This window comes from Endozoicomonas sp. PH6C (assembly GCF_059322965.1).
In genome coordinates this window covers 6,539,944-6,557,530 of sequence record NZ_CP185342.1, presented here as the reverse complement: position 1 = coordinate 6,557,530, position 17,587 = coordinate 6,539,944, and the positions used below count along the sequence as shown (strand labels likewise).

Below are 17,587 nucleotides of genomic sequence, written 5' to 3'. Positions count from 1 at the left end.
GTGAGCAGTTGTCCGGCAGTTTTTTGCCGGGAGCTTTTGTACAGCAAGGAAGGTCCACAGAAAGGAAGACAACTCGCTGCCATCCGTTATAATTCGCCTTTTCGATAAATTCAAAGCTAACAATTGAGTGGGTTTTATGGAGATCATCTTTCAGCGTATTGCTGAAGAGCTGAACGTTCGTCCTGCGCAGGTCACCAGTGCTGTTGCGCTGCTGGATGATGGCGCTACAGTCCCTTTTATTGCCCGTTACCGTAAAGAGGCTACTGGTGCTCTTGATGATACCCAACTGCGTACGCTGGAAGAGCGTCTGAGGTATCTTCGTGAGCTGGAGGAGCGTCGTGAAACGGTTCTGAACAGTATTCGGGATCAGGAAAAACTGACGCCTGAACTGGAAAAGGATATTCGTGCTGCGGACACTAAAACCCGCCTTGAAGATCTTTATCTTCCTTACAAGCCGAAGCGCCGTACTAAAGGTCAGATCGCCATTGAAGCCGGTCTGGAGCCACTGGCTGATCGATTGTTCAACGAGCCGGATACTGATCCGGAAGCAGCCGCCGCTGATTTCGTAGATGCTGATAAAGGCGTTGCTGACAGCAAGGCGGCACTGGAAGGCGCACGCTACATTCTAATGGAAAGGTTCAGTGAAGACGCCGAGCTGCTGGGTAAACTCAGGGATATGCTATGGAGCCAGGGTGTTCTTTCCAGCCGTGGTGTTGAGGGTAAGGAAGAAGAGGGAGCGAAATTCCGGGATTACTTTGAGCACGATGAGCCGATCAAACAGGTTCCTTCTCATCGCGCCCTAGCTATTTTTCGTGGCCGCAATGAAGGTGTGCTCCAGTCTGGCATTCGTCTCGAGAATGAACCTGAGTCGCGCCTGGAAACACATCCCTGCGAAAAAGTCATTGCTGATCACTGGGATATTTCAGATCAGGGCAGAGCGGCTGACAAGTGGCTTAAAGATGTCGTGCGCTGGACCTGGAGAGTTAAGCTCCTTACTCAGCTTGAAACCGATTTGATGACCCGTGTCCGTGAAAGTGCAGAGGAAGAAGCGATCAAGGTGTTTGCCAAGAACCTTAAAGATCTGCTTTTGGCAGCCCCTGCAGGTCTGCGCCCAACCCTGGGTCTTGATCCGGGTTTGCGTACGGGTGTCAAAGTGGCTGTCGTCGACGCTACGGGCAAACTGGTAGAACACACCACCATCTTCCCTCATGCTCCTCAGCGCCAATGGAAAGAAGCTCTGGGAACTCTGGCCACTCTCTGTCTGACACACGGTGTTGAGCTGGTCAGTATTGGCAACGGCACAGCATCCCGTGAAACGGATCGTCTCGTTGCTGAGCTGATGAGAGCTTATCCAAAACTGGGGTTGACGAAAATTGTCGTCAGTGAAGCCGGGGCGTCGGTTTATTCTGCTTCTGAACTGGCAGCTCGTGAATTTCCTGACCTGGATGTTTCTATCCGTGGTGCAGTATCTATTGCCCGTCGTCTGCAAGACCCACTGGCTGAGCTGGTTAAGATTGAACCTAAAGCGATTGGTGTGGGCCAGTATCAGCACGATGTCAGTCAGACTCAGCTGTCACGCTCTCTGGAAGCAGTCGTTGAAGACTGTGTAAACGCTGTCGGCGTTGATGTAAATACAGCTTCCAGTGCCTTGCTGACTCGTGTGTCCGGTTTGAACAGAACACTGGCAGATAACATCGTTGCTTTCCGTGACCAGAACGGTGTGTTTTCTGATCGTGAAGCGCTCAAGAAAGTGGGTCGTTTTGGTCCCAAAGCCTTTGAACAGGCAGCAGGTTTCCTGCGCGTCATGAAGGGGGAAAACCCACTGGATGCTTCAGCGGTTCACCCTGAGTCTTATCCTGTTGTGGAGAAGATTGCCCGTCAGTCTGAGCGTGCAGTGCATGGCCTGATTGGCGATTCCCTGTTCCTGAGGTCTCTGGATCCCAAAACATTTACGGATGAAAGCTTTGGTCTGCCCACCGTGACCGACATTATTTCTGAACTGGATAAGCCGGGACGTGACCCCCGTCCGGAATTCAAGGCGCCAGAATTCCAGGAAGGCGTTGAAAAAATCAGTGACCTGAAGCTGAACATGGAGCTGGAAGGCGTTGTCACCAATGTAACCAACTTTGGTGCTTTTGTTGATGTCGGTGTTCATCAGGACGGTCTGGTTCATATTTCTGCGCTGTCCAATAAGTTTGTAAAAGATCCCGCTGAAGTGGTTAAGGCCGGTGATATCGTCAAGGTGAAAGTCATGGAAGTAGACGTCCAGCGCAAGCGCATTGGACTCTCTATGCGCATGAATGACAAAGCGGAAGAAGTGACTCAGGCCAGTCGGCAACCTCGTGGTGAACGTTCCGGTGGCACAAAGCCTCAGAGTCGTGGTAGCAAAAGAAACAACCATCAGGCTAAAAAAGAGCAGTCCGCCGGGTCTTTTGCTGACCTTTTTGCCAATGCTAAAAAGCTGAGAAAGTAAATAGGCAACAGGAGCAGCCCCCAGGAGGCTGCTCAAGGTCTCGAAGGTTTCGCGGTCATTCGATGGGTGCAAGGCCGATTCTAACGTTATATAGTCCGCCCTAAGAAATGATTACCGCCTTCTGCAATGCTCGCAGGCTCCTAGGCGACCCCTTAGCGAGGACGGCAGAGTGTTGATCTCGAAAAAACGCATCTGGATTGGAATTGTATTTTGACTAGCCAGTATGAGTGTCGTCTGCAACTACTACAGCAGTCGTCCAACCAAAACCTGCTCAGTGGTATACAACACGGAATCGAACGTGAAGGCTTGCGGGTATCGGCTGATGCACGTTTGTCGCAGTTTTCTCATCCGGAAGTGCTGGGTAAGACCCTGACGCACCCCTATATTACGACTGACTACTCTGAAGCTTTGCTGGAGTTCATCACTCCGGTCTACTGCAAGGTGGAAGATGTTATGAAATTTCTGGAAGAGCTGCATAGCTACACCTGCAAAAACCTTGATGGTGAATTGCTCTGGGCGGGCAGTATGCCAGCTCTGCTGGAAGGTGAGCAGAGCATTCCTATTGCCCGTTATGGTGACTCCAATTCAGGCAAAATGAAGACGATCTACCGTGAAGGGCTGGCGCATCGATATGGCAAGGCGATGCAGACTATTGCCGGCATTCACTATAACTTTTCCTTGCCAGAATCATTCTGGCAGTTGTTGTCTGATGCTGAATCTTCAGATCGTTCTCTGGAAGATTTCCAGTCAGAATCCTATTTGGCAATGATCAGAAACTTTCGTCGTTATTCCTGGCTGCTGATGTATCTTTTCGGCGCTTCGCCCGCTGTCAGCAAGAGTTTTTTTACTCAGGAAAAAGCCTTCGAGTCGTTGGCACAGCTGGATGAAGACACCTTGTATTTACCCTGGGCAACTTCTTTGAGAATGAGTGATCTTGGCTATACCAATAATGCCCAGTCATCCTTGAGTATTTGTTACAACACTCTGGGAGAGTATGTTTCCAGTCTTGCTAAAGCCATTAAAACGCCCTATCAGCCTTATGAAGAAATCGGACTCAAAAATGGCGATCGTTATCTACAGCTGAATACTAACCTGCTCCAGATTGAGAACGAATATTACAGCAACATTCGACCCAAGCGAATTGCCAAACGGGGTGAGAAGCCTCTGACCGCATTGTCGAACTATGGTGTTGAATACATTGAAGTGCGCTGCATGGACATCAATCCCATGGAGCCACTGGGTTTGTCTTCGGCTGATGCTGCTTTTCTGGACGTGTTCCTGGTGTTTGTCGCATTGATAGACAGTCCTGAAATTGATCATGCAGAGTGTCAGAGAGTGACTGAGAACTTTGCCCTGACGGTTTCAGAAGGAAGACGTCCCGGACTGAAGTTAAATGATGAGCAGGGTCCGGTCCCTCTGACTGACTGGGGATTGTGTTTAATCGACATGATGGTGCCCGTTGCCCAGATGCTGGATAAGGCAAATGAGTCTCATCTCTTCTCGGAATCTCTGGCTCAACAGAGAGCGAAGCTGCTGAATGCTGAGAATACACCTTCAGCCAGAATCCTGCAGGCACTGAAAAACAGCGGAGACAGTTATATTGATTGGATGCTCAAGCAGTCTGAAGCACACGCCCGCTATTTCAGTCAGCAAAATATTCAGCCTGAAAGGTTGGAGTATTTTGGGCGCATAGCCGCCGAATCAAGGGAGCATCAGGAGCGATTGAAAGCTTCTGATACGACGCATTTTGATGAGTTTCTGAAACGTTATTTTGAATCTGAATGATTCGTAATTTTTTGAAAAACCGGATCTGGTGAGTAAGCAAATGACCATCAGATCCCATCATATTCTCTCACGAACGGGGCTTTTTTCTGACCAGAAAAAGCTTTCTTACCTAGGTAAAAGTTGTTTTTTACTGGTTACTTCTATTTTGTTTTACCGTGAAAAAATTTTCACCCGTGAGGGAGACAAAAAACTGTTTCAGCTGCTCATGGCTGATTTACGCGATCGATCAAGCTCTGTTTTTTGAATCGCTCTGGAACTCACCGAACGGGAGTCAGAATCCCATTTTTTTGACTGCTTTATTAAATAATTTTTTTGAATCAAGGCAGGCCCTTTTATCTTTTATAGAATTAAAAAACCCTAAAAACCCTGAAAAAAACGACTTTTGGTGCGATCGTACAAATATAATCAAGATCGAAATTGACTGTAAATTGAAATTACCTCTTGCCGCAAAAAATCCACTGTCATAACCTAGCAACTGAGTCGCCGTTTCCAAGCAGCCTGTCGGACTTAAGACTGTCCTACTGCGGTTGCAATAAATTGGTCTAAAAATCTCTGTTTCTTCGTCAAATAGCTCGCTATTCTCCTCAGAAACAGAGATTTTTATCCTCAATTTCTTGCAATCCTCGCTACGGACGCTTAAGTCCGACAGGCTGCAAGGGGCGAGAAAGTGATCCCGTTTCAAGTAGATGAGATCCAAACGAAGAGGAATAGTCATGCTGGAGGGGTGCAAAACGGCCAGAGAACGTTGGGGTGGCGTATCGGAAATCATTGACCGCTGGCTAAACGAGCGGCAAGCGCTGATCGTTCTCTACTGCTCAATCAATGGAGTGAATCAATTTCACGATGATAAAAGACCTGTTGCAAACAAACTGAAAGAAATGTGCCAGATTCTGGTTGATTATGTTTCAGCGGGTCATTTCGAAGTTTACGAACAACTGATTCAGGAAGGTATAGATTTTGACGATGGGGGAGTAGAAATGGCACAGTCCATTTTGCCGAAACTGGAAAAAAATACGCAGGCTTGTCTGGATTTTAATGACGGTTGTGAGTCCCTCAGCAGTGTCATTATGCTGCAGACCCACCTGTCCGAACTGGGTGAAGCTTTAGAAGAACGGTTTTCTCTGGAAGACCAGATGATTGAAGTGCTTCACGAATCCCACAGAGAATTGCTTGCCTCGCAATAATACCGCTGGCAGATAGTCCGAATATCTGCCAGCAGTATTAAGGAAACTGCTCAACCTGCGGTGGTCTGATTACTTCTTTTTCCCTTCTTTTCCCTGCGAGTCTTTTTTCACACTCAGCAACTCAACTTTAAAAATCAGCACCTCATTAGGCCCAATCCTTCCGGGAATACCTCCGGGACCATAAGCAAGCTCTGATGGAATATAAAGCTCCCAAACGGAACCTTCCTGCATCTGTTTCAGACCTTCAGTCCAGCCTTTGATGACCTGATTCAGTTTGAACGTTGCCGGTTGGTTTCTGCTGTAAGAACTATCAAAGACTTTGCCATCCAGAAGGTGTCCTTCGTAATGGACAGTCACTTCACTGTTCTCTGTTGGTTTGATGCCTCGACCGCTCTTAATCACTTTGTACTGAAGGCCACTTGCCAGTGTTTTGATACCCGACTTTTTGGCGTTATCTTTCAGGAAAGCCTGACCCTTTTCAAGGTTCTTTTTTGCCTCCTCTGCCAGTTGAGCCTGATGCTTTTTCTCCTGATCCTTACGAGCCTTTTCGATCAGCCTGAACATTTCCTGCTTGTCAAAAGCCAGTGGTTTGTTCTCCAGAGTATCCTCAACTCCCCGGGACAATGCGTCCGCGTTAATACCCTCAAACTGCTTAAGTTGCTCGGCTAAAATTGCACCCAGACTGTAGCTTAGTTTGTCTGCTTCTGTTTCCAGAGCAGCAATTGACTGCAGGGAAAAGGACATCAGAACGATGCCAGTAAGCACTTTTAGTGTCATGAAGTTTCTCTTTTTATTTTGAAAGTGCAGCTCTTTCTGACGTTGCAGTTATTGGTGTCATGTTCCGACCAAGCTGCACTTCCGGCTCATGGCTATTTGTGTTAGCTCGACTCACGAAGGGTCAGATTTTTTTTTGGTACAAGTGTTTCTCTATCTTTCTGCAAACACAGAGAGATAGCAAGTGTTATGGAACATTACTTTTACAAAAAGGCCTTAAATTAAAGGGTTAAATGACTTTCGCCGATGATAAAACGAAAGACGACAAGTTTTTTTTGAAGGAAAAAAAATAATTTTATATAAAAAAATGCATAAAAAAATTTGCAGTCGTGTGATAAGCACTCTATTTTCTAATTAAAACTGGATATAAATTATTCAGCTTTTATATAGAAGTACTTCTAAAGGCAATGACGAGGGATGACCAAATGCCTGTAGCTAAAAGGAAACCAGCCGCTAAGAAGGCTGTAAAAAAACCAGCCGCTAAAAAAACTGTGGCAAAAAAGCCAGCAGCTAAAAAACCAGTCGTTAAAAAAACTGCAGCGAAAAAAACCACTCGCAAGGTAGATCCGGTTAAGAAACTGGAAAAAGAAATTGAAGCACTCAAGAAGAAATTGGATAAGGCTAAGGAGTCTTTGAAGAAAGCAAAGACAAAAGCCAAAGCTGACGCCAAGAAAAAAGCTCCGGCTAAAAAGGCTGCTGCTAAAAAGAAAACGGTAGCGAAAAAAACCACTGCCAAGAAAAAGGCCCCAGCTCGTAAAGCAGCTGCCAAAAAAACGGTTGCTAAGAAAAAGGCACCGGCTCGTAAAGCAGCAGCCAAGAAGGCTGTAGTTAAGAAAAAAGCCCCAGCTCGCAAGACCGCTGTTAAGGCTCCAGCCAAGAAAAAAGCCAAGAGCTAATCGCTACAGCTGTATATGCAGGAGAGGGAGCCTCTCCTGCAATAATTCTAAATATCTCTCTCCCTCTCGCCATCTGTCTGCGAGTACTTTTTTGTGGCAATGATTCCGTTGCCACTTTTTTGGAAATAACCTGACCCGAATTTTGACCTCGAATTGCCTGATCACTCTGCATGATATTAACGTCTCGTTGTATAGAAATCCCTGTATCCGCAGTGGTTTGATATTCCCGTAGGAATGCCAGTGAAACAGTGTTTATAATGCGCGCCATGATTAATTTGAACTCAGTCAGTTTATTGCGCTCTGGCAAGGTTTTGCTGGAAGAAACCAGTGCAATAATTCATCACGGCCAGCATGTTGGGCTGGTAGGAGCCAATGGGTGTGGCAAGTCGAGTCTGCTGGCCCTGATTATGGGAAACCTGCAAGCGGACAAGGGCGATGTCAGTATCGACACCGGTCGCGGGATTGCTCACATGGCTCAGGAGGTTCTGGCTCTGGACCAGAGAGCCGTCGATTATGTGTTGGATGGAGATGAGACACTTCGGAAAATAGAAAAAGCCATTGAGCGTGCCGAACGAGACGAAGAGCACGGCAATCTTGCTGAACTTCACGAAAAGCTGCTTCAGGCAGATGGCTATACGGCGCGTTCTCGCGCTGAACAATTGCTCCATGGTCTTGGATTTTCCCATGAACAAATTGAGCGTAGCGTAAAAGATTTCTCTGGTGGTTGGAGAATGAGATTGAATCTGGCTCGTACCCTCATGTGTCCTTCAGACTTACTGTTCCTTGATGAGCCAACCAACCACCTTGACCTGGATGCCATTGTCTGGCTGGAAAGTTTCCTTAAACGTTATCAGGGCACACTGATTATTATCTCTCACGACCGTGATTTTCTGGATGCAGTGATTGATATCACCCTTCATATCGAGCATCAGAAACTGAATACCTATCGTGGCAATTATTCTGCTTTTGAACGCATGCGTTCTGAACGTCTTCAGCAACAGCAGGCTGCTTTTGAAAAGCAACAAAAGCAGCGTGCTCACATGGAGAAGTTTGTTGAACGGTTTCGTGCTAAAGCGACCAAGGCCAAACAGGCACAGAGTCGCTTGAAAGCGCTGGCCAGGCTGGAAGAAATAGCACCGGCTCATGTCGATTCGCCTTTCAGCTTCAGCTTTCCTGATCCTGAAAAAATATCTTCACCGCTGTTGACCCTGGAAAAAGCCGAACTGGGTTATGAAGGCAGCACACTTATCAAACTGAAAATGAATATCCTGCCTGGCAGTCGCATCGGTTTGTTGGGGGCTAATGGCGCGGGTAAGTCAACCCTGATCAGGACACTGGCAGGAGAGTTACCCCTGGTAGCTGGCCAGAGGCATGATGGAGAGCACCTGAGAGTGGGATACTTCGCCCAGCATCAATTGGAAAAGCTGGATGCCGATGCCAGCCCATTGCTTCATTTACAACGAATGTCGCCTGAGGCGCGGGAACAAGAGTTGAGAAACTTTCTGGGTGGCTTTGGTTTTCATGGTGACAAGGCCCTGGAAACGATTGCAGGCTTTTCTGGCGGTGAACAGGCGAGGCTGGCATTGGCAATAGTAGCCTGGCAAAAGCCTAACCTGTTATTGCTTGATGAACCGACCAACCATCTTGATCTTGAGATGCGTCATGCCCTGACTATGGCTCTACAGACGTTCGAAGGAGCCGTGATACTGGTGTCGCACGATCGTAGTCTCCTGCGCAGTACTACAGATGATCTTTTTCTGGTTCATGATGGCCGGGTTGAAGCTTTTCAAGGTGATCTGGAAGATTACAGCCTCTGGTTGACTCAGCAGCGCCAAGAAGATAAATCAGAAACCCTTTCTGAAACGGTTCAATTGGCGCACTCTGCACAAGCCCGCAAAGAGCAGAAGCGTCTTGAGGCAGAGCGTCGCAAACAACTCAGGCCGATGAAAAAGAAAGTGGAGTTTCTGGAGCAAAAACTGGAGAAGCAACAATCTTTGCTGGCGGATTTGGAGTCTGAGCTGGCCAGTCCGGAACTCTATGAAAGTTCAGAAAAAGAGCGTTTGAAATCTTTGTTGGATCAGCAGGCTCAATACAAAAAAACGATTGCACAAATCGAAGAAGATTGGATGGAAATGCTGGAGCAACTGGAAGCAATGGAAAGTGAGTAGGCATCTTTTGCCGCCTGATAATCATCAGGCGGCATAATCAGGGAATGTCATACAGAGGAGCAGGAGTTTTCAGAGATCGATCGTAGTCTTTCTCGCAACCCTTTTTGCCTGGCGCAAAATGGGCAGGGACTCCATTCCGGAAAAGCGGGTCATGAATCTGAAGTATGACCTTATTATGCTTGCTCGTATGCCACTTCTTCAGCTTCGTCGGATACACTGTCCAGTTTGCCCAGCAAACTACCCACCCTTTCGCTCCAGGAGCTCAGTTCCTGTTTGAGATGAGTGTTTTCATCTTCCAGACGGGTATTGGTTGAACGCAATTCCTCTAGCTCCATTCGAGTGAGTTCAAGTTTGTCGATCAGGTTCTGAAGTTTGTTTTCAAGTTGGCCTAAGGATTCAATGGACATAATTGTTACTTTTTCACCAGGAATAGTTCGGACGAAATCAGCTTGTCTGTAACCAACAGCCGCCAGCCTGTTTTGTAAGCAGCAGTCCGGCAGGCACCTGTGCAAGTTAAGGGTGGTTTTTGCACTGGCTCTACGATAGCACATACTTCTGGCTAAGTTCAGATAAGTTACTTATATGCAGGCTATACTTGCGAAGTAATTACAAAAGATTGCGAGTGATAGGGGAATGTTTATGACTCTGTTCTGAATTGAATCTATCGCTACTGAAATGCTTTAAAAACGACGATCATTTTATAATGCCCGGGCAGTCTGCTACCGACATACCGATCGTCTCTTCAAATTCTTTTCCAAAGAGGCTTTTGCGACAGCCTCCAAAGTCGGGACAGCAGGGACGTGTTCGCGGTAATTGAGACCTTGGCGTGGTCTAGCGGAGTTTTAATGACGCCAGTTAGAAATTTTGATGCTTTTCAGAGTTGCACAGGACAGCCAAGTGGGTCCTGTGCGATGAGGTGAGATGCCTCAAGGAGTTTTGCATGAGCGAAACTGCACTACCTGACGCAACCATTGTCTCTGTTCTCAATGTCGAAGACGAGGCCATGAGGGCCTTTTACATCTCCCTGACCTGTAATCAGAGTGTTGACGAATACATTCATGATCAGCATCTTTACTTTTCTTCACGTCAGGTAGAAGGTGTTTTTCTGAGTCATCTGCTGGCTTTGACGGAATTGGCCCTGGATCGCTGCTTTCTGCTCACTCGATGACGGCAATGAGTATTTTCAGGTTGAACTGACTCTTGTGATACCGGGCTTGCGTACTGACAACTACCCACCAAATAGATACACTTCCCAGCTGCGAATGTAAATGCAGATCGTGCTTTCGGGCTGACTGAGGTCAGTCTGATGTTCGTGCGTACCTGAGGACAATTTGCAAAAAGCACCATGAGCAAAAGAACCGTTTTTCATCACTTGATGTGCTGGAAAGTGTTTCACGGTAACAAGTGATAGATAAGTAACTATGCCAGAAACTATTCCCCCTGACTCGGTGGGCCTGGTCGAACCCGAAACGGTTCATTTTGATCAGCCCCTTCAGTTAAGTTGTGGCCAGACCCTGAACGAATATGACCTGGTAATTGAAACCTACGGTGAGCTGAATACCGAAAAGAGTAATGGTATTTTGATCTGCCATGCGCTCAGTGGCCATCATCATGCAGCCGGTTACCACAGCATGGAAGATCGCAAGCCTGGCTGGTGGGATAACTTTGTTGGACCGGGTAAACCTCTGGATACCCGGCATTTCTTTGTTGTCAGTCTGAACAATCTCGGGGGCTGTCATGGCAGTACAGGCCCAACCAGTATCAACCCGCAAACCGGCAAACTTTACGGCTCTGATTTTCCCATAGTAACCGTAGAAGACTGGGTCGAGAGTCAGGCCAGACTGGCAGATCATCTGGGTATTCGACAATGGGCTGCCGTTGTGGGTGGCAGCCTTGGCGGTATGCAAACGCTTTACTGGTCTACGGCTTATCCTGAACGACTGCGTCATGCTGTTGTTATTGCTTCTGCACCGAAACTGTCGGCACAGAATATTGCTTTTAATGAAGTGGCTCGTCAGGCCATTCGCTCCGATGAAAACTTTCGGGATGGCCAATATCTTGAAGAAGGAACCCTGCCCAAGAACGGACTGGGACTGGCCAGGATGGTAGGCCACATTACCTACCTGTCGGATGACGCCATGGGACAAAAGTTTGGGCGTGAACTCAAGAATGAAGAGTACAGTTTCGACTATGGTGTTCAGTTCCAGGTAGAGAGTTATCTTCGCTATCAGGGAGAAAATTTCTCTGGCAGCTTTGATGCCAACACCTATCTGTTGATGACCCGGGCTCTGGATTATTTTGATCCGGCCCGGAAGTTTAATGATGATCTTGCACAGGCTTTGTCTCCGGCTAAAGCACGCTTTTTGCTGGTTTCATTCACTACCGACTGGCGATTCTCCCCGGAGCGTTCCAGAGAGATCACCGATGCGCTTCTCAAGGCGGGCAAGCAGGTTTCTTACCTGGAAGTGGATGCCCCCCAGGGCCATGATGCTTTCCTGATGAACATTCCCCGATACGTGAATGCCGTTTCAGGCTATATGAAACGAGTCGCTGACGAATGCAAGGAGACTGCCGTATGAGTACCCGTGTTGATTTTGCCATCATCAGTGACTGGATTGGCCAGGGCAGTCGGATTCTTGATCTGGCCTGTGGTGAGGGGGCTCTGCTGGCGGATCTGGGGAGAAACAAGCAGGTCAGGGGTTATGGACTGGAGATTAATCCACAGAATATCCAGAATTGTATTCAAAACGGCGTCAATGTTCTTGAGCAAAACATTGACCAGGGTTTGGGCAATTTTGGCGATCAAAGCTTTGATACCGTGGTGATGACTCAAGCTTTGCAGGCTCTGCAGTTTCCTCATCTGGCACTGGATGAAATGCTTAGAGTGGGTCGGGAATGCATTGTCACCTTCCCGAACTTTGGTCACTGGCGTTGCCGCTGGCATCTGGCTACCAAGGGCAGAATGCCGGTATCCAAATTTATGCCTTATACCTGGTATGACACGCCTAATATACACTTTTGCACGTTTAAGGATTTTGAAGATCTTTGTCGTCAGAAAAAGCTGAAGATCATCAATCGTATGGTAACCGATAGCGCCAACAGGGGAGGCTGGAGAACCCGCCTGCTGCCCAATCTGATGGGGGAAGTGGCTATCTATCATTTGACTCGAGGAGAGTGAAGTCATGGCTTGTGTAAGGCTGCTTAGTTTACTGTTGGCGCTTGCCGTTTTTTCAGGAGCCCATGCTGCCGGGGTGCCTGAAGCCCGTGTCATGAATGACAAACCGGCTCGGTTTGGCGATTATGAAGTCTATTACAGTGCCTTCCCCAGCACCTTTATTCAGCCGGGCATAGCCAAAACGTATGATCTGGAGCGCGGCCCAAAAAATGGTCTGGTCAATATGGTTATCAGAAACGTCAGGGACAGCGACGAAGGCAAGGCGGTAAAAGCCTCTTTTGATGGTAATGCCGTCAACCTTCTGGGTCAGCAGTCGGCTCTGAATTTCAAGGAAATAAAAGAAGGTGATGCCATCTATTACCTGGCAGGTTTCCGGTTCAGTAATGAAGAAATGCTAAAATTCACCATCAAAGTACACCCTGAAGGCTCCAGTCAGAGTCATACCATTCAGTTCAGCCAGAAATTTTACGAGGGCGGCCAGTGAGTTCGTTGGTAAAAAAAGAGCCAAAAAAAGTGGTATTGGCCAGTGGTAATCAGGGCAAGCTGAGGGAGCTTCAGCAGATGCTCTCGGGGCTCGACTTTGAAGTCTTGGCTCAAAGTGAATTCAGCGTAGATTCTGTTGAGGAAACGGGGCTGACCTTTGTGGAGAATGCTTTGATCAAGGCCAGAAATGCAGCAAAAATTTCTGGCCTTGCAGCCATTGCTGATGACTCCGGGATTGAAGTGGATGCCCTGAATGGCCAGCCAGGCATTTACTCGGCACGATTTGCCGGTGAAGATGCCACTGATAAAGCCAACAACCAGAAGCTCTTGCAGAGCCTGGACGGATTACCCAAAGAGCAGAGAACCGCTCGTTTTCACAGTGTGCTGGTTTACCTGCGTCATGCAGAAGACCCAACCCCTCTGATTTGTCACGGCAGCTGGGAAGGCTACATTCTGGGGGCGCCTGCAGGTAATCAGGGCTTTGGTTATGATCCGCTTTTTTATGTACCTGACCACAAGTGTGCAGCGGCTGAACTCAGTCGGGAACAGAAAAACAGTATCAGCCATCGGGCAAAAGCCATGGCGCAGCTTCTGGCGCAGTTAAAAGAACGCTGCTGACTGACGACTTTTTTCTTTATGCGGCCGGTGATGTCATCTGGCTGCTTTAATCATCTGACCTGATTTTCAATATGCTCGAACTCCCTCCATTGAGCCTTTATGTACACATTCCCTGGTGTGTCAAAAAATGCCCCTATTGTGACTTCAACTCCCATGCACTCAGTGATGGTATTCCTGAAGAAGCTTATGTCAACGCCCTGTTGGAAGACTTTGACAGCGAAGTGAGTTCTCTCCAGGGGAGAGCCCTGCATACGATTTTCTTTGGTGGCGGTACTCCCAGTTTGATGTCTGCCAAAGGCTTTGATCGTTTTCTCTCTGAGCTGGAAAAGCGAATCCGTTTCTCGCCGGGTATTGAAATCACCATGGAAGCCAACCCCGGCACCTATGAGCATGATCGGTTCAAAGATTATCGAAAAGCCGGTATCAACCGATTGTCATTAGGGGTTCAGAGTTTTCAGGATGAAAAGCTCAAGGCGCTGGGCCGTATTCACAGTTCGGAAGAAGCACGCAAAGCGATTGAGTCCCTCAGGGGGATGGGCTTTGATAACTTCAATATTGATCTGATGCACGGACTGCCCGGGCAAAGCATTCAGGATGGCCTGTCAGATCTGGAAAAAGCGGTTGCACTGGAGCCGACTCATATTTCCTGGTACCAGCTCACCATTGAACCCAATACGGTTTTCTATTCAAAAACGCCCATCCTGCCAGAGGATGATACCCTCTGGTCGATCCAGGAAGAAGGGTGGGATCTACTGGCAGAGGCGGGCTATCAGCAGTATGAAATTTCGGCCTACAGCCGACCCGGCAAGCAGGCAAAACATAATCTGAACTATTGGCAGTTTGGTGACTATATCGGTATTGGTGCAGGGGCCCATGGTAAGATCACCCAGCGGGAGACGGGCAGGATTTATCGAAACTGGAAAACCAGAATGCCCTCCGATTATCTGGCAATGGATAAGCCCTTTGAAGCGGGCAGCAGGATATTGGGTAGGGATGATCTGCCGATTGAGTTTATGATGAATGTTCTGCGCCTTAACCAGGGGGTTGATCACTCATTGTTTGTGCAGAGAACCGGAATGGCACTTTCTGACATAGACGTTCAATGTCAGCTGGCGATTGAAAAAGGTTTGCTGGAGCAGGATCGACTACAGCCAACAAAGCAGGGGCGACTCTTTCTGAATGATCTGTTGGCTTTGTTTACGGATGGGTGATTTTCCCGCTCGAATAACGCTGGGCGCGATTTTTTGGAATCTGTTGCGAATTGTTTACGCACTCAAAACGGAGGGTGAACTATGGAATGGATAACAGACGGCATTATTTTTCTGTCAAAGTTGGCTCGTGAACATCTTGGTGTCATCGCTATGGCCCTGACAGCGGTAGCCGTGGCATTTGTGGGGCGTTTTATTGCCTCATGGAGCAGTGGCTGGATGAATCGGCTGCATGCTGCAGTGAGAATCCCTGCAAGAGCTGTTTTGAATCTTGCCCTGTTTGGCGCCATCTTCTATTTTGTGCCTCAGTGGCTCGGCAATTTACTGGGCTACTTCAATCATTACACTCTCGCTCCGGTATTGCTGGTAATCGCAGTCTGTGTCGGGATATTGTCGGAGAAGCTGGGGCATTGAGAAGAGGAGCAGCGATTGAAACTCTGCCCCTTCTGCATGGGGTAAAGTTTATTCTGATCTCTCGAACAACAGATCCCAGACTCCGTGACCCAGCCTGTGACCGCGCTTTTCAAACTTGGTCAGCGGTCTGAAATCTGGCCTTGGTGCGTATTGACCTTCACTTTCCTGATTTTTAAACCCTTCAGCGGCCGTCATGACGTCCATCATTTGTTCGGCGTAGTTTTCCCAGTCTGTGGCCAGATGAATAACGCCACCCAACGCCAGTTTCGGTCTGATGGCTGCAATAAATTTGGGTTGAATCAGGCGACGCTTGTGATGACGCTTTTTGTGCCAGGGATCAGGGAAATAAATCTGAACTCTGGACAGGCTGCCGTCGGCAATGCAGTCGCGAAGCACTTCAACGGCATCATCGCAATAGCTGCGAACATTGGTGACGCCTGCCAGCTGGGATTCATTCAACAGACTGCCAACTCCCGGGCGGTGAACCTCAATACCGATAAAGTTTTTGTCGCTTTCGGCTTTTGCCATAGCCACCAGTGACAGTCCCATGCCGTAACCGATTTCCAATACGACAGGTGCCTCCCGGCCAAAGGCTTCACTGATGTTTAATGGCCCGTCTTCTTTCTGAAGACCCCACTTGTCCCAGCATTCATCCCAGCCACGACGCTGCCCTGTGGTCATACGACCTGCGCGCAGGACAAAACTTTTGATTTCCCGACGTTTAGTCGGATCAGGAGTGTGATCAGGATCAACTGAGCTGGTCATGAGAGGTACATAATCTGCAAATGAAAAAGTCGGCGTAAGATACCTAAACTGTGTTGACTTGGAAACCTTTGGCTACCGGATTCAGGTTTGCTCTTTATTGTCATCTGAATGGTCAGGCAGTAAGCCGTAATGGTGTTCAAGGTTCTCTGTGCCTTTGTTCGAAATATATAGCACAGTTTTTCCAACTTCTTCATAGGCAGTTTTGATTTCTTCAAGATCAGATTTGGCTTTATTTGACAGTCCTGATCCTCCCATGAGTACATGACCATTACAGTCAGGATTTCGCTTTATATCCCCAGCAAACTTCACTATGGTGTCAGGGGACAGTTTTCTATCCGTTGTTTTTACATCAATTCTTGTTTTTTCTCTTGGGGCTCTGGACAAGTCTGGCGATTGCAAATTTTCATCCCCGGCTGCAACTCTATGCAGATATGAGAGTAAGCCTTCAGGGTGCTCCAGGACTAAATCCGCACCACCATCGGCGGTATTCGTATTTGTGTGTCGGGTGACATCGCAGTCTTCTTCAGTTTTAACAATATTGGCGAGCGTTATAAGGACTCTCATTTCACCGTCCTTACCTTTATTTTTACTCATGAACCTTTATCCAACCTTGAGTACAGCGGAGTCATCCTTTCTGAACTGGTCGTGCTTTAACTTGAACACGTTTATCAAGTTGGTGAGTGTTCTAAAACGGCTAATTGAGTCTTCAATATCCTCTGAGCTAATGGGGTCAGAGTACTTGGAAGGGAGGTTTTCAGGAGCATCAGGCTCCATCTTGCCATGTAACTTTTTTCCATCTGATTTTAAAATGGATAAAAAAATTTCTTCCAGCTTTCTGATAGCGGCTTCAACATCTGAGTCATTAAAGCAGTCTATTGAATAGTGATCTTCAGAGCCCAAAGCTTCAAAGATATTCTTTTCTGTGAAGGAAAATTGATTCTTTAATTCCTCGAGTAAGGATGAAGTGACAAAAGCTGTTTCAATGAGGTCAGCATTGGTTTCGTAGAGCTTTCCATCATTGGCTGCCTCGTATTTAACGAGATTAATACTCAGTGACATGGTTGACCTCCTGTGGAGTCTGGATCAATCAAAAAGCAATGCTCACGTCTCCCTTCAACAACCGGATCAAGGCAGCCAGTCGTCTCCCATTATTTGCTCAAAAGTCCAGGGGCAATCATCCGGGAAGCTGCTGGCATTGAGTTTTCTGCTTTTTTGCTTGATGTACCTGTTCATTTGTTTGATGGCATCGATTCTGGCTTCTGCGTAAGCATCATGCATCAACTGGCTGGTTTTGGTCTGAAGAGACGGACTTTGTTTGAGTAATTTTCGGATTTCACGCCTGGGATTATCCATGCCGGGGTACCAGGTATGGACGACCATTTCAGCTATCCATCTATCCTCCAGTTGATAGGTTTGGTATTGATATTTCAATAAGTGAAGGAGAAGGGTAGTCAAGTGAGACTCTATCGATCTTGGCTCACTCTTACCCATATCCCCTACTTCCTCAATGAGGTTTTCCAAATCAAGCTGGTCAAACTGGCGGTTAATCAAGAGCTGTTTTTGCTTCTGAACCCATTGGTAAAAGTCTGTCTCGTAAAGATTATCCATAAATCACCTCCATGAACTTCCTAATGTAGGCAAAAA

General features: G+C 47.5%; 18 protein-coding genes. 12 read left to right on the top strand and 6 right to left on the bottom strand.

What is annotated here, in order from left to right; all coding sequences use genetic code 11:
* The first annotated feature begins 136 nt into the window (after positions 1–136).
* The 3 genes from ACOMG9_RS23225 to rsd all read left to right on the top strand — a co-directional run bounded on the left by ACOMG9_RS23225 (position 137) and on the right by rsd (position 5,442).
* Entirely contained in the window at positions 137–2,473 is a 2,337-nt protein-coding gene (locus ACOMG9_RS23225) for a Tex family protein (protein ID WP_448218784.1), read from the top strand.
* A 210-nt stretch (positions 2,474–2,683) separates the two neighbouring features.
* Positions 2,684–4,258 (top strand): glutamate--cysteine ligase, encoded by a 1,575-nt coding sequence (gene gshA, locus ACOMG9_RS23220; RefSeq protein WP_422135804.1) that lies wholly within the window; start codon positions 2,684–2,686, stop codon positions 4,256–4,258.
* A 713-nt stretch (positions 4,259–4,971) separates the two neighbouring features.
* A complete protein-coding gene (gene rsd, locus ACOMG9_RS23215; protein WP_422135803.1) occupies positions 4,972–5,442 on the top strand; it encodes a sigma D regulator in 471 nt (156 codons plus the stop codon).
* A 69-nt stretch (positions 5,443–5,511) separates the two neighbouring features.
* Here rsd and bamJ read toward each other — a convergent pair whose 3' ends face one another.
* The gene (bamJ, locus tag ACOMG9_RS23210; RefSeq protein ID WP_448218785.1) at positions 5,512–6,219 is read right to left on the bottom strand and encodes a BamJ family beta-barrel-assembly machinery protein; all 708 of its coding nucleotides are present in this window, start codon (positions 6,217–6,219) and stop codon (positions 5,512–5,514) included.
* Positions 6,220–6,641: 422 nt separating this feature from the next.
* Between bamJ and ACOMG9_RS23205 the strand changes: the two genes are divergently transcribed.
* Together ACOMG9_RS23205 and ACOMG9_RS23200 are read left to right on the top strand one after the other, a co-directional pair.
* A complete protein-coding gene (locus ACOMG9_RS23205) occupies positions 6,642–7,112 on the top strand; it encodes a hypothetical protein (protein ID WP_422135801.1) in 471 nt (156 codons plus the stop codon).
* Between the two features lie 266 nt (positions 7,113–7,378).
* A complete protein-coding gene (locus tag ACOMG9_RS23200) occupies positions 7,379–9,280 on the top strand; it encodes an ATP-binding cassette domain-containing protein (protein WP_494529502.1) in 1,902 nt (633 codons plus the stop codon).
* 173 nt (positions 9,281–9,453) lie between these two features.
* Here ACOMG9_RS23200 and ACOMG9_RS23195 read toward each other — a convergent pair whose 3' ends face one another.
* Entirely contained in the window at positions 9,454–9,687 is a 234-nt protein-coding gene (locus ACOMG9_RS23195) for a cell division protein ZapB (protein WP_317144590.1), read from the bottom strand.
* Positions 9,688–10,220: 533 nt separating this feature from the next.
* Here ACOMG9_RS23195 and ACOMG9_RS23190 point away from each other — a divergent pair.
* From ACOMG9_RS23190 to ACOMG9_RS23160, 7 genes are all read left to right on the top strand, one after another.
* On the top strand, positions 10,221–10,448 hold the full coding sequence (locus ACOMG9_RS23190; protein WP_317144591.1) for a hypothetical protein: 228 nt from the start codon (positions 10,221–10,223) through the stop codon (positions 10,446–10,448).
* A 253-nt stretch (positions 10,449–10,701) separates the two neighbouring features.
* A complete protein-coding gene (gene metX, locus ACOMG9_RS23185; RefSeq protein WP_422135799.1) occupies positions 10,702–11,859 on the top strand; it encodes a homoserine O-succinyltransferase MetX in 1,158 nt (385 codons plus the stop codon).
* Entirely contained in the window at positions 11,856–12,458 is a 603-nt protein-coding gene (gene metW / locus ACOMG9_RS23180) for a methionine biosynthesis protein MetW (RefSeq protein WP_422135798.1), read from the top strand. The genes metX and metW overlap by 4 nt, the downstream gene beginning before the upstream one ends.
* Positions 12,459–12,462: 4 nt before the next feature.
* Entirely contained in the window at positions 12,463–12,939 is a 477-nt protein-coding gene (locus ACOMG9_RS23175; RefSeq protein WP_448218788.1) for a DUF4426 domain-containing protein, read from the top strand.
* On the top strand, positions 12,936–13,556 hold the full coding sequence (locus ACOMG9_RS23170) for an XTP/dITP diphosphatase (RefSeq protein ID WP_448218789.1): 621 nt from the start codon (positions 12,936–12,938) through the stop codon (positions 13,554–13,556). Before ACOMG9_RS23175 ends, ACOMG9_RS23170 begins: the two co-directional genes overlap by 4 nt.
* Positions 13,557–13,627: 71 nt before the next feature.
* Positions 13,628–14,767: a radical SAM family heme chaperone HemW gene (gene hemW / locus ACOMG9_RS23165; RefSeq protein ID WP_448218790.1), complete on the top strand. Its 1,140-nt coding sequence runs from the start codon at positions 13,628–13,630 to the stop codon at positions 14,765–14,767.
* Positions 14,768–14,848: 81 nt separating this feature from the next.
* Complete coding sequence (locus ACOMG9_RS23160) at positions 14,849–15,178, top strand: DUF3392 family protein (protein WP_422135794.1); 330 nt, start codon at positions 14,849–14,851, stop codon at positions 15,176–15,178.
* 48 nt (positions 15,179–15,226) lie between these two features.
* On the opposite strand, the gene trmB is transcribed toward ACOMG9_RS23160, so the two are convergent.
* From trmB to ACOMG9_RS23140, 4 genes are all read right to left on the bottom strand, one after another.
* Complete coding sequence (gene trmB, locus ACOMG9_RS23155; protein ID WP_422409920.1) at positions 15,227–15,943, bottom strand: tRNA (guanosine(46)-N7)-methyltransferase TrmB; 717 nt, start codon at positions 15,941–15,943, stop codon at positions 15,227–15,229.
* Between the two features lie 81 nt (positions 15,944–16,024).
* A complete protein-coding gene (locus ACOMG9_RS23150; protein ID WP_422139219.1) occupies positions 16,025–16,537 on the bottom strand; it encodes a hypothetical protein in 513 nt (170 codons plus the stop codon).
* A gap of 6 nt (positions 16,538–16,543) precedes the next feature.
* Positions 16,544–17,002: a hypothetical protein gene (locus ACOMG9_RS23145; RefSeq protein WP_448218791.1), complete on the bottom strand. Its 459-nt coding sequence runs from the start codon at positions 17,000–17,002 to the stop codon at positions 16,544–16,546.
* A 66-nt stretch (positions 17,003–17,068) separates the two neighbouring features.
* Entirely contained in the window at positions 17,069–17,551 is a 483-nt protein-coding gene (locus tag ACOMG9_RS23140; RefSeq protein ID WP_448218792.1) for a DUF29 domain-containing protein, read from the bottom strand.
* Between the last annotated feature and the right edge of the window lie 36 nt (positions 17,552–17,587).

Bases quoted from the DNA above. Each gene is read 5' to 3' on its own strand.
- ACOMG9_RS23225 (WP_448218784.1), top strand. From the start codon at position 137: ATGGAGATCATCTTTCAGCGTATTGCTGAAGAGCTGAACGTTCGTCCT.
- rsd (WP_422135803.1), top strand. From the start codon at position 4,972: ATGCTGGAGGGGTGCAAAACGGCCAGAGAACGTTGGGGTGGCGTATCG.
- bamJ (WP_448218785.1), bottom strand. From the start codon at position 6,219: ATGACACTAAAAGTGCTTACTGGCATCGTTCTGATGTCCTTTTCCCTG.
- ACOMG9_RS23205 (WP_422135801.1), top strand. From the start codon at position 6,642: ATGCCTGTAGCTAAAAGGAAACCAGCCGCTAAGAAGGCTGTAAAAAAA.
- ACOMG9_RS23200 (WP_494529502.1), top strand. From the start codon at position 7,379: ATGATTAATTTGAACTCAGTCAGTTTATTGCGCTCTGGCAAGGTTTTG.
- ACOMG9_RS23195 (WP_317144590.1), bottom strand. From the start codon at position 9,687: ATGTCCATTGAATCCTTAGGCCAACTTGAAAACAAACTTCAGAACCTG.
- ACOMG9_RS23190 (WP_317144591.1), top strand. From the start codon at position 10,221: ATGAGCGAAACTGCACTACCTGACGCAACCATTGTCTCTGTTCTCAAT.
- metX (WP_422135799.1), top strand. From the start codon at position 10,702: ATGCCAGAAACTATTCCCCCTGACTCGGTGGGCCTGGTCGAACCCGAA.
- metW (WP_422135798.1), top strand. From the start codon at position 11,856: ATGAGTACCCGTGTTGATTTTGCCATCATCAGTGACTGGATTGGCCAG.
- ACOMG9_RS23175 (WP_448218788.1), top strand. From the start codon at position 12,463: ATGGCTTGTGTAAGGCTGCTTAGTTTACTGTTGGCGCTTGCCGTTTTT.
- hemW (WP_448218790.1), top strand. From the start codon at position 13,628: ATGCTCGAACTCCCTCCATTGAGCCTTTATGTACACATTCCCTGGTGT.
- ACOMG9_RS23160 (WP_422135794.1), top strand. From the start codon at position 14,849: ATGGAATGGATAACAGACGGCATTATTTTTCTGTCAAAGTTGGCTCGT.
- trmB (WP_422409920.1), bottom strand. From the start codon at position 15,943: ATGACCAGCTCAGTTGATCCTGATCACACTCCTGATCCGACTAAACGT.
- ACOMG9_RS23150 (WP_422139219.1), bottom strand. From the start codon at position 16,537: ATGAGTAAAAATAAAGGTAAGGACGGTGAAATGAGAGTCCTTATAACG.
- ACOMG9_RS23145 (WP_448218791.1), bottom strand. From the start codon at position 17,002: ATGTCACTGAGTATTAATCTCGTTAAATACGAGGCAGCCAATGATGGA.
- ACOMG9_RS23140 (WP_448218792.1), bottom strand. From the start codon at position 17,551: ATGGATAATCTTTACGAGACAGACTTTTACCAATGGGTTCAGAAGCAA.